This is a genomic window from Myxococcales bacterium (assembly GCA_016716835.1).
GTDB lineage: Bacteria > Myxococcota_A > Polyangia > Haliangiales > Haliangiaceae > JADJUW01.
Map to the genome: position 1 here is coordinate 3,019,357 of JADJUW010000001.1, position 15,065 is coordinate 3,034,421.

The following is a 15,065-nucleotide window of genomic DNA, read 5'->3' on the forward strand; positions in this document are numbered from 1 at the left end:
TCCTCGCGCCTTGGCCTCGGACGTCATCCCGGCGCAGCCTGGCTCATAACATCTGGGACACGGCACTAGCGGCCCGTTGCATTTTCCTGATCGCCTTGTGTTTTCGCGAATAAACCGCCGCCAGGTCGAGCCCAAGCGTCACGGCCACCAACTCGCTGTCGCCGTCGGCGACCAGCAAGCTCTCGATTACCTGCGCCTCGCCCTGGGACAGGCAGCCGCGCAGACGCCGCAGCTCCTGTCTCCCGGCTACGACGTCATGGCAAGAGTCCGTGGGCGGCAGTGCGCTGGCGTCGTCGCACCCCCGCAAGGATATGCGCGCGCGACGGCGGCGTTGGCTGTCTCTAGCCGCGTTGCGTGCAATCGCCGCCAGGTAGGTCGCAAACGCGGCGCGTGCAGGGTCGTAGTGGCGCAGCCGCCGAAAATCATCGTCACACAGCATGACGAAAATATCGGCAATGAGTTCGTCGTTGGCGTCGTCCCATAGCGCGCCAACGGTGGCGCGGATGTGTCGTCTAAGCGGACCCTGGTAGTCATGCCACAGGACTCGCCAAGCCGCGGCATCATTGGCTAGCAAGCGCGTCACAAAAATATAATCGCGTTGGCGCGCGGCGGCGCTGGTGGACGTTAGCCGTTGGCGTTGGACGAGGGCAGCCGTGGTTGTGATTTTTTCGGGCATGCCCTGGTATCGGCGCGGCCGCGGGCGTGTTGCGCGATTTTTCGATCACGCCTGGCCGCTTAGGCTTTCGCGATGGCGTCGTGCCAGCGACGCAAGTGGCTCGCCACCTCGGGCGCCGGCATGCTCGGCGAAAAGCGCCGCGCCTCGCGCCAAGCATGCGCCACCTCGTCCTTGCTCTTCCACAGGCCGACGCCGAGTCCGGCGAGGACCGCGGCGCCAAGCGCGGTGGTCTCGAGCATGGCTGGGCGAGAAATCGTCACCCCGAGCACGTCGGCCTGAAATTGCATCAGCAAATCGTTGGCCGCGGCGCCGCCATCAACGCGCAAGAGCGACAGCTCCAGGCCGGCGTCCGTGCTCATCGCGCGCAGGATATCGACGTTTTGCAGCGCCATGCCCTCGAGCGTCGCGCGTGCGATGTGGGCCCTGGTCGTGCCGCGCGTTAGGCCCGAAATGAGGCCGCGTGCCTCGGGTCGCCAATGCGGCGCGCCGAGTCCAGCAAAAGCCGGCACCACGACAACGCCCCCCGAATCGGGCACCGCTGCCGCGAGCGCCTCGACCTCAGCGGCGCTGGAAAAAAAGCCTAGGCCATCGCGCAGCCATTGCACGGCGGCACCCGCAATGAACGCCGAGCCCTCAAGCGCATAGGTGACCGACTCGCCCGCAAGCTGCCACGCCACCGTGGTTAGCAGGCCAGCCTTGGACGCCACCGCCGTATGGCCGGTATTGAGCAGAATGAACGCCCCGGTGCCATACGTGCATTTTGCGGCGCCAGGGACAAAGCACGCCTGACCAAACAGCGCGGCCTGTTGATCGCCCGCGATGCCCGCGATGGGGATGCCATCGGGCAACCCCGGCAGGCCCACCGTGGCGCCGAAAACGTGCGACGATGGCAACACCGTTGGCAGCAGCTTGCGCGGCACGCCAAAGAGCGCGAGCAGCTCGTCGCTAAACGCCTGCGCGTGAAGATCAAATAACAGCGTGCGCGAGGCGTTGGTAACATCCGTGACGTGCAGCGCGCCCTTGCTTAGCCGCGACACCAAGAAGCTATCAATCGTGCCAAACGCCAAATCGCCGGCCTCGGCGCGCCCGCGCAGCCCGGCGTGATCGAGCATCCACGCGATCTTGGTCGCCGAAAAATACGGATCGAGCGTGAGCCCGGTGCGCTGTCGCACCATCGCCTCGTGGCCGGCGTTCTTGAGCTCCGCGCACATCGCGGTGGTGCGCCGGTCTTGCCACACGATGGCGTTGTGCACCGGCCGCCCCGAGGCGCGCTCCCACAGCACGCTGGTCTCGCGTTGGTTGGTGATCCCAAGCGCCGCGATCGCGCCCGGATCAATCTGCGACGCGCCGAGCGCGCGCCCAAGCGCGACCAGCACCGACTGCCAAATATCTTCCGGATCGTGTTCGACCCAGCCGGGCTGCGGATAGAGCTGCCGGAACTCGCTGTAGCCGCGGCCGCGCACTTGCAACGCCTCATCGATGACGAGCACGGTGCTGCCGGTGGTGCCTTGATCAATCGCTAGTACATATCTCATAGCTTAGTAGGTGCTTATCACACACAAGGCGCGCCGGTCCGCCAAAAGCTCGTCGGATCTGCGACGCGAGTTGGCAGCCGCGTTGACAGCGACATGTCGGCGACGACAACATATTAGACGAGCGATACGTGGCAGCCAACGAGTGGAAAACCCGGGTTACGAAGGTACAGCCGGTCAAGACGACGCCCGAGGTCGGCGAGGCCTGCCTAGTGCTCATCTACCCGCCGGGCCCCGACATGGGCCGCCGCTTCGTGCTCGGGCGCGACGAGATTACGCTCGGGCGCGGGCCCGATTGCGATATTCAGGTCGATCGCGATTCGGTGTCGCGCCGCCACGCCCGGGTGTTTCGCGTCAACGAACAGTGGATGGGCGAGGACCTCGGCAGCACCAACGGCTCATATGTCAACGACACGCCGATCACGCGCGCGCTGCTGCGCGATGGCGATTTCCTCAAGATCGGCTCGGTGATTTTTAAGTTTCTCACCGGCGTCGGCGTCGAGGCCGCCTACCACGAAGAAATTTACCGGATGACCATCATCGACGCGTTGACCGGCGCGTACAACAAGCGCTACTTCGTCGAGTTTCTCGAACGCGAGGCGGCGCGCTGTTCGCGCTATCGCCGGCCGCTTTCGGTGATCATGTGCGACATCGACAATTTCAAACAGGTCAACGATCGCTTTGGCCACCTCACCGGTGACTACGTCATTAAGGAGACCTCGCGTCGCCTGCTCGGCCGCGTGCGCCGCGAAGAATTGCTAGCTCGCTATGGCGGCGAAGAATTCGTCGCCGTGCTGCCCGAAACCGATCACCAGGGTGCACTAATTTTTGGCGAACAAGTGCGACGGCTCATCGCGGATGAGGCGTTTGACTACGAAGGCGAGCACTTTTCGGTGAGCATCTCAGTGGGCGTCGCGACGGCGACAAGCCAGGCAATTGATATTCAGGCGTTGGTCGGTGAGGCAGATGAAAATTTATTACAGGCCAAGCGCACCGGCAAAAATCGCGTCATAGGCTAATCGGTTCCTGGCTACGTCGCCGTGGCCAAGATTGCCTCGCACAGGCTGGGATAATCCATCCCCGCGGCCTTGGCGATCTTGGGGATCAGGCTGGTCTTGGTCATGCCCGGCAACGTGTTGACCTCAAGCACAAACGGCGCGCCGGCGGCATCAAGACGCAGATCGACGCGGCTATAGCCGGTGCAGCCCAGCGCTTGGTGCGTGCGCAGCGCGATCGCTGACGCGGCCGCTACGATGGCCGGCGCCACCTCGGGCGGCACGAGGTATTGCGTGTCGCTGCGTTGATACTTGGCCTCATAGTCGTAGAGCCCGGTGGCCGGACGAATTTCGCAGGACCCAAGCGCGCGCTCGCCTAGAATGGCAACGGTCAGCTCGGCGCCCGGCAAAAAGGCTTCGATGAGTGGCGGCCCTTGGTGGCGACGAGCCAACGCGATGGCGGGCCGTAACTCGGTCGGCGATTGCACAATCGTTAGACCGACGCTCGAGCCTTCGTAGGCGGGCTTAACCACCAACGGATAGGTGAAACTCGCGAGCGCGTCGGCGATTTCTGCGTCGTCGGCGGTTTCGCTTAAGACGGTCCATTTGGGGGTCGGAATACCATTCGAATCAAAAATGCGTTTGGACATGATCTTGTCCATCGCCAGCGCGCTCGCCAGAATGCCCGAGCCGGTGCTCGGAATGCCAAGGCAACGCAAGAGCCCCTGCACCGCGCCGTCTTCGCCATACGTGCCGTGCAGCGCGTTCCACACCACTTCAATCCGCTGCGCCGCGAGCGCGTCGGCGAGCGACATGCCCTGTTGCCAGTCGATGCCGACTGCGTCGTAGCCGCGTTCTTGCAGCCCCGCGAGCACGCCGGCGCCACTATTGAGCGACACCGCGCGCTCGGATGACAACCCGCCCATGACGACGCCGATGCGCTTGCCGGCAAAGGGATGTGGCGCGGATGACGTAGTGGCGCTGGTCTTGGTCATGGGGCATCCTCGCCGACGAGTTTCACTTCTAGTTCTAAGGCGACGCCGTGGGTTTGCGCAACTTCGTGGCGAACCAGCTCGATGAGCGCGAGCAAGTCCGCCGCGCGCGCGCCGCCGATGTTGACCAACCAATTGGCGTGCACCGGTGAGCACACGGCGTCGCCGATTTGCGTGCCCTTGAGCCCACAGGCCTCAATAAGGCGACCCGCAAAATCGCCCGGAGGGTTCTTAAAGATCGACCCAGCGCTCGAAACCTTTTTAGGTTCGCGCTCGTGGCGGCGCTGACGCAGCGCACGAATCTCGGCGTCCATTTCGGCGCGAGGCCGCGGCCGTAGCGCAAGCTGCGCACCCACAACCAGCTCGCCGCGGCCCAGCTTTGAGTTGCGATAGACAAAGCCGCACGCCGCGTTGTCGCGGCAAACCAGCTCGCCTGTGGCCAAGTTCACCGATTCGACGCTAGCGACGACATCTTTGAATTCGCCGACATAGGTGCCCGCGTTCATAATGAGGCCGCCGCCGACCGTGCCTGGCACGCCACCTAAGAACTCGACGCCGCCCAGGTCATGTGCAAGCGCGACGCTGAGCACCTTGCCGGTGGAGACGCCGGCCTGCACGTGCATGACGCCGCCTTCGCGCACCTCAAGCGCCCTAAGGCCGTCCGTAGACAACACGACGCCGCGAATGCCGCCGTCGCGCACGAGCAAATTGGAGCCGCCACCGACCACGGTAAAGGGCAGCGTTTCGGCGAGCGCAAACCCCACCAGCCATTGCACGTCGGCGATGCTGGCCGGCGCCACGAAGGCATCGGCCGGGCCGCCAATTTTGAGCGTGGTGTGACGGCGCATCGGCTCGTCAAAGCGCGCGGCGGCGCCAAACCGCTGCGCGATGGACTCGCGTTGTGCGGGGTTGAGCTTGGAATATGGGTTGGCGGGCACTGTCGCGGAGGCAGGCTCGTCGCGATCGGGGCGCTCATCGCCGACCAGCACGATGCCGTCGTCGATCGGGGCGTGGCCAGAGCTAGTCATCGCGGCGTTTAGTTGCGCGGGATCCGCGCCGCCAATGACGCGACCGTAAAGTCGGCGCTTGGGCGCACGAGGTTTTTCTTGGTCGCGGGGCCGAAGGCCTTTTCGAGCAGCTCGATGATCTCGTTGCAGCACATCTGGATATTGCCGGCGCCGAGCGTCAGCACCAGATCGCCATTTTGCACGTGCTGCGCCACCCATGGCGCGATGTCATCGCGCGTGCCAACGTAGTGCGCGCCTTTGTGGCCGGCGTCGCGCATGTTCTTGATCAGCGTCTCAGACGAGATGCCCTCGATGGGTTTCTCGCCTGCTGGGAACACGTCGCACAAGATCACGGTGTCGGCATCGCCAAAGGCCTTGGTGAACTCGGCGAACTGATCGCGCGTGCGCGAATAGCGATGGGGTTGAAACGCCGCAATGATGCGACGGCCTGGAAATGCCGCACGGGCGCCGGCGAGCGTTGCCTTGACTTCTGATGGATGATGCCCAAAGTCGTCGACAACCGTAATGTCCGCAACTTGGCCACGCACGGTAAAGCGGCGCTGGATGCCCTCGAACGCGCCAATCGCCTTGGCATAGGTCGCAAAATCGATGCCCAAAAAGTCGGCGACCACGAGCACCGCCAGCGCGTTGAGCACGTTGTGATTGCCCGGCATGGGCAGCGCCACTTCGCCAAGCTCTTCGGCGCCGCGCCACGCGACAAATTTGGTGACTAGGCCGTCGGGCCGGATATGCCGCGCGCGATAGTGCGCCTGCCCCGTGATGCCGTACGTCGCGACGCGCTTGGTGAGCTGCGGCAGTATTTCCTGCACGCCTGCGTTGTCGAGACACAACGCCGCCAGCCCGTAAAACGGCACGCGGTTGCAAAAATTGACAAACGCCTTCTTCACGTTGTCGTAGGTGCCGTAGTGATCTAAGTGCTCGGCGTCGATGTTGGTCACCACCGCGAGCGTCGGCGTCAGCGACAAAAACGAGCCATCCGATTCATCGGCTTCGGCCACCAAATAGTCCGACTTGCCCCAGCGCGCGTTGGCAAGGCCAAGCGAGTTGACGCGGCCGCCGATCACCGCGGTTGGGTCGAGCCCGGCGGCCATGAGGACGCTGTGCACCATGGTGGTGGTGGTGGTCTTGCCATGCGCGCCAGCCACGGCAATGCCGTATTTCATGCGCATCAGCTCGCCGAGCATCTCGGCGCGCGGGATGACCGGAATCTGCCGCGCCCGCGCCGCCTCGACCTCGGGATTGTAGCCCTTGATCGCGTTCGAGACGACCACCACGTCGGCGTCGTCGAGGTTGTCGGATTTGTGGCCGTATTTAACGTCGCAACCGATGTCCGCGAGGTGCCGCGTGATTTCGGTCTGATTCATGTCGGAGCCCGAGACCTTGTAGCCCATGTTGGCGAGCACCTCGGCGATGCCACACATGCCCATGCCGCCGATGCCAACGAAGTGAATCTTGGTGTCTACTTTGCGAAACATTGGCATCCCCGCTGTACCTAACAGGTTTGCCCGGCAAACTCATCCGGTAAATCGACGGCTCGATGGGGGCAGGAGACGTCACGGTGGGGACTCGCTTGGTTGAGACCAGGGTACAGTGGCCTAAGATTCAGTTGTCGCTTGTAGTGTATTCAGATAGTTAGACGAATCGGGAGGCGAATAGCTATTGGCACAATTCGTGCTTCTCATGTCTGCATGAAAAAAATACACATCACCATACTAAGTCTCGTCCTCTCGGCGCAGGTCGCCGTGGCTGGAAAGCCAGGCGCGACACAAAAAAGTGATGCTCGGTGGAAAGTCGTCGCTGGCGCCAAAGGGCCACCCATCGTCGTCCGTATCCGTAAACTGGCGCCTGGCGGCAAGTTCGTCTTCAAGCCCGCAACCAAGGGCAATGACACCGTCAATCCCGAGAGGTCCATCATTAGCCGCTTAGAACCATCAGCAGATCCGCTGATTACGTCAAAGCAATGGACGCTTAACAAAGGCGTCATCATGGCGTCAGAAAGCGATGGTCAAGGCGGCACCCTCGTATTAATGGGCCTCAAAGCGCTTGGGAATAAGCGTCGTTAGTGCCGCGCGACGACTTCGAGCACCAGCGGCGTGATGAGGACGGTATTTGAGTCCTGCTCGGCGGCGTTGAATTCTGCATTGGCGCGGTCGGCGAAGGCCTGATCAATCTGGCCAAGTTCGAGGATGCGCGCGAGGTTGACGCGGACAAAGGTCGCGGGCCACTGCCAGCGCAACTCGCCCGGGCGGACGCAAAATAGCCGCGGCGTCGCGGCGACGATTTGCATGTCGTTCTCAGCCAGCAAGCACGGCAACTGCCGCGCGACGTTAGGATCGCCACCAGTGCCGCGCCAATTGCGCATCACGGTTTCGGTGAACTCTTCGAGCGCGGGCTTGGAAGGGGCGACCCGCCACGTGCCATAGTCGTAATATTCGTGAAAGATTGCGACGCCGCCGGGCTTTAGCGCACGCGCGATCTTGGCCACCAAGGTCGCCGGCGATGAGACAAAGATGCCAACCCAGCGACACCACACCGCGTCGAACTCGGCGATGGGCAGCTCGTCCATCATCAGATCGAGCAATTGCACATCGATGTTGCGATGACCAAGCCCCGCGGCACGCGCCCGCGCGATGTTGGCGAAGCGCTCCGAGCGTTCGACGCCAAGTACGCTGCCTTGCGGACCAACCAACTCGGCGAGGTCGGTCGTCGCGTAACCCGGGCCACAACCGACGTCGAGCACGCGGTGGCCGCGCGCGACGCCCGCCTGCCGCCACGTCTCGAGCACGATCGGCCGCCACACTTGATGCTGCAGCGAAAGCCGCTCCACCTCGTCGTCGTGCGTGCCTAAGACGTAGTCGCGTTCGGTCATATGGTGCCCGACGTTAGCACGTACGCGCACGCGCCGTGGTAGCAAAGACCGCATGTCGCAAGGGCACACGCCAGCGCCGCGCGAGGGGTGGATTCGCGCCAAATTGCGCAACGCCTCGCCGTTGGCATTTAGCCTCTACGGGGTGATTGCGGCCTTTATGGCCTATTTCGCGATGTATGCGTTTCGCAAGCCGTTTGCGGCGGGCGCCTACGCCGGCGATACGTTTGCGGGCCTGTCGCTCAAGGACGCCTTGGTCATCGCGCAGGTGTGCGGCTATGCGCTTTCTAAGCTCGCGGGCATTCGGTTTGTTTCGGAATTGTCACACGCAAGGCGCGCGGTGGCGCTGCTGTTACTCATCGCGTGGGCAGAGGTGGCGCTGGTGCTATTTGGCGTGGTGCCTCCGAAGTGGCGCGTCGCGGCCATCTTCCTCAACGGCTTGCCGCTCGGCGCGGTGTGGGGCCTGGTGTTTAGTTTTCTCGAAGGTCGCAAGACCTCCGAGCTGCTCGGCGCGGGCCTGAGCTGCTCGTACATCGTCGCCAGCGGCTATGTGAAAAGTGCCGGCGCGACGCTGATGCAGACGCAGCACGTGCCCGAGGCGTGGATGCCGGCGGCGACCGGCGCGCTATTTTTGCCGCTGTTTGCGTTTGCGGTGTGGTTGCTCGCGCAGCTGCCCCCGCCCAGCGCCGAGGAACAGCGCCTGCGCACAACACGGCTGCCCATGCCCGCGGCCGCGCGCCGACAATTTCTCGCGCGCTTTTTTGCCGGCATCGTGGTGCTGACAGTGCTGTACCTCGTGCTCACCGCGCTGCGCGATTTTCGCGACAACTACGCCGCCGAAATCTGGCGCGAGCTCGGCCATGGCGGCGACGCCAGCGTGTTTGCGGTGCCCGAGATGTGGATCGCCTTTGGCGTCATGGCGGTGCTTGGCGGCATCTATCTCATCCCGAGCAATCGCGGCGCGCTGCTGGCGACGCACGGCATGATGTTTGGCGGCGCGGCGATCATCGCTATTAGCACGGCGCTATGGGATTACGGCGTGCTCTCGGGTTATGGCTGGATGCTCGGCCTGGGCCTGGGAATGTATCTCGCCTATGTGCCCTTTGGCTGCGTCTTGTTCGACCGCATGTTCGCGGCCACCGGCACGCTTGGCACCTCGGTGTTTCTCATCTACGTCGCCGATGCGGTGGCCTATGGCGGCTCGGTGGGCCTGGTGCTGTATAAGCATCTGGGCCACGCTGACATGCAAAAGGTCGCGTTCATGCGCGCCTTTGCCTATGGCGGCGCCGCGCTATGCCTGGTCGGCTTTGCCTTTTCGGCGTGGTATTTTTCGCGGCGGTCGGTGGCGCAGCGCTAGCGCGGAGTTGCTACGGCTGCAACTCGGCGCGGTCGAGTGACCAGCTAAACGCACAGACGCCGTCCACACATGCGAAAATGAAGTTGTTGAAGATTGCCACATGCTCGCCTTGCGCGAGCAAGGCGTGTTGTAGCGCCGGCGCGGTTTCGGCGCTCGCACGTGCATACAGTTCGACGCCAAGGTCGCCAACCGACACCATGGTAGTCGTCGTCACGGTGAGCTGGCAGCTGCGGATCAGGCTTTCGTGTGCAATCGAACACAAGATGCGAGCATTGCCGGCTTGGAAGTCTTTTACCAGACCATACGTCGTTTCGACCGCCGGCACGGCTAGCTTGTCATAGACATCGCCGCTCAGCTCGGCGAGGGCGTAGAACGCGACATCGTCGTTTTGGTACGCCTCGCCATCCATGGCGCTGCACCAGCCAAGGCCGGTGAGCGCCCATGCCGCTTGGTCATCGAAGGCGGCCATCGTTGCGGGGCTGGCCTCGTTTAAGAATGCCATCTCCTGACCAAGCCACACCGCGGAGCCATCGATCGTCCGCAGCATGAAGCCATCGGCGGCCACATTTGTGACCATTGCGGGCTGGCGTTCAATCAACGTCGCAACCTTTTGCGATGACGTGTTAAAATTTACTTGGTGAAAGCGCAGCTCGATAGAGGCGCGTGGCCCCCACGTTGGCATGATGCCAGGGGCGGGTAAGGTATCGACGTTCGCCGACAGAACGGCATACTCCCAAATGCCCGGCTCGACGTTGGGCATGTCAACTTGCCATTGCACGCGGCGCGCGGTGGCTACGCCAGAAACGCCAGTTGGTTGATTTGGACCAGGCGGATCTTGCGGAACGGCTGGGCTAGTTGGCTCTGTTGGACTTGGCATTGGCTGCGCGGGATCTGGTTCACCTGGCCCGCGCTCCGCCAAGCAACCGCCAGCCATCGCTAGCAACAGCGCGCCAGTGCCCAGCCATGGTGAGCGCGCAGCGTGCGTCGCCGTGAATATTTTTTTCGCCGTGTGTTGGTTCATCGAATTTCCTCCACCGCCCGTATAACGTCGAGGAAGGCGCAACCCCTAGCCAATTTAGCCGGCAGGCGTTGGTGGTTTCGAAAAGCCGATTTCCAAGTTGGAAACCGCAGCGCCCGCGAGCTGCCCGCACGCGCCGGCAATGTCGCCTCCTCCTGAGTAGCGGCGATGCACCGCGAGCCCATGACCCATGACGCGCCCGATGAAGGCGTGCTCGACCTCGCGGCTGCTGCGGGCGTAGCGCGTGCCCTGCCATGGGTTAAAGGCGATGACCGAAAGCCGTGGCGTGACCCCAACCAACTCGCGAAATCGCAAGGCCTCGGCGGCGAGCGCGTCGGCGTCTGCCAACGTATCGTTTTTGCCAGCCAACAACGTGACCGCCCACATCGGCGCATGCCCGGTGTGCCGCGCCCACGACGCGGTGGCTTCAAACACCTCTCGCCACGGGAATTGCTTGCGAATCGGCAATAGCGTCTCGGCGATGTCCGGGCGCAGGCTGCCTACCGAAACGCCGAGGCGAACCTTTGGCGCGGCCTGCGCGAGGCGCAAAATCCCGCGCGGAAGTCCGCATGTCGAAACCGTCATCTTGCGCGCATCGATGCCAAACGCGCACGAATCGTTGAGCACGGCGATGGCCTGCAACACCGCATCGAGATTTGCCATCGGCTCGCCCATGCCTTGAAACACCACGCCCGCGACGCGCGCGCCCGCAGGCAAATCCGCCGCTATGGTTTTTACTTGATCGAGAATTTCATGCGCGCCCAGGTTGCGCATCAGGCCCATGGTGCCGGTGGCGCAATACGAACACGCCATCGCACAGCCGCCTTGCGAGCTGACACACGCCGAGTAGTGCCCCGGCTTTTCGAGCGGAATCGCGACGCATTCGACGCCACCGCGCAGGTATTTGCGAAAGCCGTCCACCGCGACTTGCGCGATCGGCGCATCGGTTGCACCCGCAGTTGCTGGCGCGTCCGCGGTTAGCGCCTGCAATTGCGCAAAGCTCGCGCGCGATAGGTGGCCGCCAATTTCGACCGGTCGGCCTAGGTAGTCACTGCGCACTACATGCCTCGCCTCGGCAATGGTCATGCCCGTAAGCGCGACCAATTGCGTCGGCGTGATCGCGCCTCGAACATACTTAGTCACGATGCGGCGAACCTAGCGCGCAACCGCCCGCGACGCGACCGGCTAAGCGCTTAGATCTGCTGCGTGGGGCGGACCCCGCGCCTCCCATAATTATCATTGCCGCCGTCTAGGCCCTGTGAGATGAACCCGGGCATGCGCGCCACTACCCGATGCTGCCTTGCCACGTCCTTCTTCCTAGTCGCGGGATGCGGCAATGACGGCGACGGGTCAGCCACCGACGCCGAGGCCAGCACGCCGGGTGCCTGCGTCGACGGCCTAGACAACGATGGTAACGGGGAGATGGATTGCGACGATGCAAGCTGCATCCCGACCGCCGCCTGCGGGCCCGATAGCGGCGACTTGCGGGTGTTTGTGACCAGCCAACGCTACCCCGCAAATCTCAGGGCTGCGGGCGGCGGCGCCTCCGGCCTTGCTAGCGCCGACAACCTTTGCCAGTTATCGGCCGATGCCGCGGCGCTCGGTGGGCAGTGGGTCGCGTGGCTTTCGTCGACGGACGCCGACGCGCTCGACCGCATCACCGGCGCCGGGCCATGGTACCGCACCGACGGCACGCTAGCCTTTCCCAACAAGGCCAGCCTTGCGACCGTGCCGCAAGTGGCCCTGAGTTACGACGAGCACGGCGACATGCCGGACCCCTTTTACGAAGCTTGGACCGGCACCGCCCTTGGCGGCCGCGTCGCGCCAGCCGACGGCGATCTGGTCAGCACCACCTGCGACGACTGGACGACCACCATCGATAGCGAAACCATCAAGGGTTGGCTTGGCGACATCGACGAAGCCGACTTCAACTGGACTGCCTACGCCGACGGCTACTGCTGGGGTTTCGATCGACGCTTGTACTGCTTTGAGCAGTAGGCGATTTCTTTACGCGCGCGCCTGCGCGGCGCACCACGCGGCAATCTCCGCGCCCGCGGTTGGTTTGGCAAAGGCGCGCATCTTGGCGGCCATGGTATCGCGCGCGGCCTCGTCGGCGAGTAAGCCCGCCACCGCCGCAGCCAGCGCGCTCGGCGTCAGCTCAGCCTGACGAAACATCAGCGCCGCGCCCGCGTCGGCCATTTCGCGCGCGTTGTGCTCTTGATGATTGTCGGCGGCAAAGGGGAACGGGATAAATATCGTTGGCTTGCCGACAATAGCCAATTCGGCCACCGTGGTTGCACCGGCGCGGCCGATCACCACGTCGGCCGCGGCGTATTGCGTCGCCATGTCGGCGATGAATTCGTGCACCTCGGCATGTACGCCGGCGTCGCGATAGCGCGCGGAAATCTTTTCGACGTCCGCCTTGCCGGTTTGATGCACAATGCGGATTGCCTGCTGCGCCGCCAACTCGATGAGCGCACGCGACGCGACCTCGTTGACGGCGGTTGCGCCGAGCGAGCCGCCGCAAACAAAGATGGCCGCGGGACGAGTGCGGTCATGTCGCGCCTCCACCGTATCCGCGGCGCTCGCCGCCAATCGGCGCAGCATGTCCATGCGCACCGGGTTGCCAACCTGCGCCGTTTTTTGCGGCGAAAAGAACGTGCCAGCCTGCGCGAACGCGACAAACACGCGGCGGACCACTTTGCCGAGCAGCTTGTTGGTAAACCCGGGAATCGAATTTTGCTCGCAAATGGCGGTTGGAATACGCATCAGCCACGCCGCCAGCACCACCGGGCCCGATGCATAGCCGCCGACGCCAACTACCACATGCGGCCGATATCGGCGCAACAGCCGCAGCGATTGCCACAGCGCGCGCGGCAGCCTAAGCAGGCCTCGCAACATGCCGCGCAGCCCAACCGTCTTAAGTCCCGACACGTCGATGAGCTCAAGGGGCCATCCAAGCGGCGGCAACACCCGCGCTTCAATGCCTCGCGCGGTGCCGACAAACGTGACCTCGGTGGCGCCGCCACGTGCCCGCAGCTCTTCGGCGATCGCCACGCCGGGAAATAAATGCCCGCCCGTGCCGCCGCCCGCGATAATCACCTTGAGCGAGGGGCTATCGCTCATGTCGGTTCACTCTGCTCATTGGCATCTCCGCTTTCGTCGCCGGCCTCGGCGCGTGGATCGACGCCAAGCGAACGCATCTTCTTATAGAGATGGCTACGCTCGAGTTGCAGCTCGCGCGCGGTGTTCGACACGTTGTAGTCGTTGCTCTCGAGCGCGGCGAGAATGATATCGCGCTCGGCAGCCGCGACCAACTCGCGAAAGGCCACCTGGCGCGCGAAACGGCCGGCACCATCGCCAACCGCCGCGCGCACGCCCGGCAAGGCCGCCACGACATCGGCCTCGCCAATCGCGCCCGCCTCGTCGGTTAAAATCACCAGACGCTCGACGACGTTGCGCAGCTCGCGCACGTTGCCCGGCCAGTCGTGTTGCATGAGCAAGGTCACCGCACCGGGGAGAATTTGCTTGGCGCGGCGATCATGATCGCGACAGGCCGCGGCCACGAAATGTTCGACCAAGTTCGCAATATCCTGCTTGCGCTCGCGCAGCGGTGGCAGCTCGATCGGCACCACATTGAGCCGGTAAAACAAGTCTTCGCGAAAGCGGCCGGCGGCGATCTCTTGCGGCAGCTGCTTGTTGGTTGCGGCGATCACGCGCACGTCGACCTTGATCGTCTCGCCACCGCCAACCCGCTCGAGCTCGCCCTCTTGCAACACGCGCAAGACCTTGGCCTGCGCGCCGGGATTCATGTCGCCTATTTCATCGAGAAAAAGCGTGCCGCCGTCGGCGAGCTCGAACTTGCCCCGCCTCGCCGAGGTCGCCCCGGTAAACGCGCCCTTCTCGTGGCCAAACAGCTCGCTCTCGATGAGCTCGGTGGGAATCGCCGCGCAATTGAGCTTAATGAATGCCGCGCCGGCGCGCCGCGATTGCTGGTGAATCTCGCGCGCAACCAGCTCTTTGCCGGTGCCATTTTCGCCGGTGATAAGCACGCGCCCCATGGTGGGCGCGGTCTTGGCGATTTTTTCTGCGACCGCGCGCATGTTGGGACTGCTGCCGATCATCGAGCGGTCAGCGGTTAGCTTGGCGTGGAGCCGCGCGTTCTCGCGATGCAGCCGCGCCAGTTCCAGGGTGTTTTTGACCGTGAGCAGCAGCTTGTCGGTCGAGAGCGGCTTCTCGATAAAGTCGTGGGCGCCGAGTTTGGTTGCCGCCACCGCCGTCTCCACCGTCGCATGACCTGACATCATCACGACGGGCAGCTCGGGATAGTCGCGCCGCAGCAACGGCAACAGCTCCATGCCGCTCATGCCCGGCATCGAAATGTCGAGCAACACCATATCGGCCTCGGCCTGCGCAAGCCTCGCCTGCGCCGCCGCCGCGCTATCGGCGATGATCACCTTATACCCTTCCAACTCGAGCGCGCGGCGCACCGACGACAGGATGTTCGGCTCGTCGTCGACGACCAACAAAGCATTGCGCGCCATTTGACCTAACATACCATTATCTAAGGGGAAAATCGCATTGACTCGCGCCAAGATCGC

General features: G+C 63.6%; 14 protein-coding genes. 4 read left to right on the forward strand and 10 right to left on the reverse strand.

Features of this window, described 5'->3' with window-relative positions:
- Positions 1-43: 43 nt before the first annotated feature.
- Both IPL79_13455 and glpK read right to left on the reverse strand, forming a co-directional pair.
- The gene (locus IPL79_13455) at positions 44-676 is read right to left on the reverse strand and encodes a sigma-70 family RNA polymerase sigma factor (GenBank protein MBK9071991.1); all 633 of its coding nucleotides are present in this window, start codon (positions 674-676) and stop codon (positions 44-46) included.
- Between the two features lie 59 nt (positions 677-735).
- Positions 736-2,211: a glycerol kinase GlpK gene (glpK, locus tag IPL79_13460; protein ID MBK9071992.1), complete on the reverse strand. Its 1,476-nt coding sequence runs from the start codon at positions 2,209-2,211 to the stop codon at positions 736-738.
- A 128-nt stretch (positions 2,212-2,339) separates the two neighbouring features.
- On the opposite strand from glpK, the gene IPL79_13465 reads away from it, so the two are divergent.
- Positions 2,340-3,227: a diguanylate cyclase gene (locus IPL79_13465; GenBank protein ID MBK9071993.1), complete on the forward strand. Its 888-nt coding sequence runs from the start codon at positions 2,340-2,342 to the stop codon at positions 3,225-3,227.
- 11 nt (positions 3,228-3,238) lie between these two features.
- On the opposite strand, the gene IPL79_13470 is transcribed toward IPL79_13465, so the two are convergent.
- The 3 genes from IPL79_13470 to IPL79_13480 are packed head-to-tail and all read right to left on the reverse strand — an operon-like array spanning position 3,239 to position 6,698.
- Positions 3,239-4,198 carry a D-alanine--D-alanine ligase gene (locus tag IPL79_13470; protein MBK9071994.1) on the reverse strand — a complete coding sequence of 320 codons (960 nt, stop codon included), beginning with the start codon at positions 4,196-4,198 and terminating at the stop codon, positions 3,239-3,241.
- Positions 4,195-5,223 (reverse strand): UDP-N-acetylmuramate dehydrogenase, encoded by a 1,029-nt coding sequence (murB, locus tag IPL79_13475; GenBank protein MBK9071995.1) that lies wholly within the window; start codon positions 5,221-5,223, stop codon positions 4,195-4,197. The genes IPL79_13470 and murB overlap by 4 nt, the downstream gene beginning before the upstream one ends.
- A gap of 8 nt (positions 5,224-5,231) precedes the next feature.
- Positions 5,232-6,698 carry a UDP-N-acetylmuramate--L-alanine ligase gene (locus IPL79_13480; protein MBK9071996.1) on the reverse strand — a complete coding sequence of 489 codons (1,467 nt, stop codon included), beginning with the start codon at positions 6,696-6,698 and terminating at the stop codon, positions 5,232-5,234.
- 213 nt (positions 6,699-6,911) lie between these two features.
- On the opposite strand from IPL79_13480, the gene IPL79_13485 reads away from it, so the two are divergent.
- Complete coding sequence (locus IPL79_13485; protein ID MBK9071997.1) at positions 6,912-7,286, forward strand: hypothetical protein; 375 nt, start codon at positions 6,912-6,914, stop codon at positions 7,284-7,286.
- Here the strand turns inward: IPL79_13485 and IPL79_13490 are convergent.
- The gene (locus IPL79_13490; GenBank protein ID MBK9071998.1) at positions 7,283-8,092 is read right to left on the reverse strand and encodes a methyltransferase domain-containing protein; all 810 of its coding nucleotides are present in this window, start codon (positions 8,090-8,092) and stop codon (positions 7,283-7,285) included. The genes IPL79_13485 and IPL79_13490 overlap by 4 nt on opposite strands.
- 157 nt (positions 8,093-8,249) lie before the next feature.
- On the opposite strand from IPL79_13490, the gene IPL79_13495 reads away from it, so the two are divergent.
- Entirely contained in the window at positions 8,250-9,446 is a 1,197-nt protein-coding gene (locus IPL79_13495; GenBank protein ID MBK9071999.1) for a hypothetical protein, read from the forward strand.
- A gap of 10 nt (positions 9,447-9,456) precedes the next feature.
- Here the strand turns inward: IPL79_13495 and IPL79_13500 are convergent, their stop codons facing one another.
- Positions 9,457-10,224 carry a hypothetical protein gene (locus tag IPL79_13500; GenBank protein MBK9072000.1) on the reverse strand — a complete coding sequence of 256 codons (768 nt, stop codon included), beginning with the start codon at positions 10,222-10,224 and terminating at the stop codon, positions 9,457-9,459.
- Positions 10,225-10,521: 297 nt separating this feature from the next.
- Complete coding sequence (locus tag IPL79_13505) at positions 10,522-11,607, reverse strand: radical SAM protein (protein ID MBK9072001.1); 1,086 nt, start codon at positions 11,605-11,607, stop codon at positions 10,522-10,524.
- A 132-nt stretch (positions 11,608-11,739) separates the two neighbouring features.
- Between IPL79_13505 and IPL79_13510 the strand changes: the two genes are divergently transcribed.
- Complete coding sequence (locus IPL79_13510; protein MBK9072002.1) at positions 11,740-12,462, forward strand: hypothetical protein; 723 nt, start codon at positions 11,740-11,742, stop codon at positions 12,460-12,462.
- A 9-nt stretch (positions 12,463-12,471) separates the two neighbouring features.
- Here IPL79_13510 and murG read toward each other — a convergent pair whose 3' ends face one another.
- Together murG and IPL79_13520 are read right to left on the reverse strand one after the other, a co-directional pair.
- Positions 12,472-13,590 (reverse strand): undecaprenyldiphospho-muramoylpentapeptide beta-N-acetylglucosaminyltransferase, encoded by a 1,119-nt coding sequence (gene murG / locus IPL79_13515; protein MBK9072003.1) that lies wholly within the window; start codon positions 13,588-13,590, stop codon positions 12,472-12,474.
- Positions 13,587-15,020: a sigma-54-dependent Fis family transcriptional regulator gene (locus IPL79_13520; protein ID MBK9072004.1), complete on the reverse strand. Its 1,434-nt coding sequence runs from the start codon at positions 15,018-15,020 to the stop codon at positions 13,587-13,589. Before IPL79_13520 ends, murG begins: the two co-directional genes overlap by 4 nt.
- Positions 15,021-15,065 lie beyond the last annotated feature (45 nt).

What these genes read in the sequence shown, in the direction of transcription:
- IPL79_13455 (MBK9071991.1), bottom strand. Translation starts at nt 676, where the DNA reads ATGCCCGAAAAAATCACAACCACGGCTGCCCTCGTCCAACGCCAACGG.
- glpK (MBK9071992.1), bottom strand. Translation starts at nt 2,211, where the DNA reads ATGAGATATGTACTAGCGATTGATCAAGGCACCACCGGCAGCACCGTG.
- IPL79_13470 (MBK9071994.1), bottom strand. Translation starts at nt 4,198, where the DNA reads ATGACCAAGACCAGCGCCACTACGTCATCCGCGCCACATCCCTTTGCC.
- murB (MBK9071995.1), bottom strand. Translation starts at nt 5,223, where the DNA reads ATGACTAGCTCTGGCCACGCCCCGATCGACGACGGCATCGTGCTGGTC.
- IPL79_13480 (MBK9071996.1), bottom strand. Translation starts at nt 6,698, where the DNA reads ATGTTTCGCAAAGTAGACACCAAGATTCACTTCGTTGGCATCGGCGGC.
- IPL79_13485 (MBK9071997.1), top strand. Translation starts at nt 6,912, where the DNA reads ATGAAAAAAATACACATCACCATACTAAGTCTCGTCCTCTCGGCGCAG.
- IPL79_13490 (MBK9071998.1), bottom strand. Translation starts at nt 8,092, where the DNA reads ATGACCGAACGCGACTACGTCTTAGGCACGCACGACGACGAGGTGGAG.
- IPL79_13495 (MBK9071999.1), top strand. Translation starts at nt 8,250, where the DNA reads ATGGCCTATTTCGCGATGTATGCGTTTCGCAAGCCGTTTGCGGCGGGC.
- IPL79_13510 (MBK9072002.1), top strand. Translation starts at nt 11,740, where the DNA reads ATGCGCGCCACTACCCGATGCTGCCTTGCCACGTCCTTCTTCCTAGTC.
- murG (MBK9072003.1), bottom strand. Translation starts at nt 13,590, where the DNA reads ATGAGCGATAGCCCCTCGCTCAAGGTGATTATCGCGGGCGGCGGCACG.
- IPL79_13520 (MBK9072004.1), bottom strand. Translation starts at nt 15,020, where the DNA reads ATGTTAGGTCAAATGGCGCGCAATGCTTTGTTGGTCGTCGACGACGAG.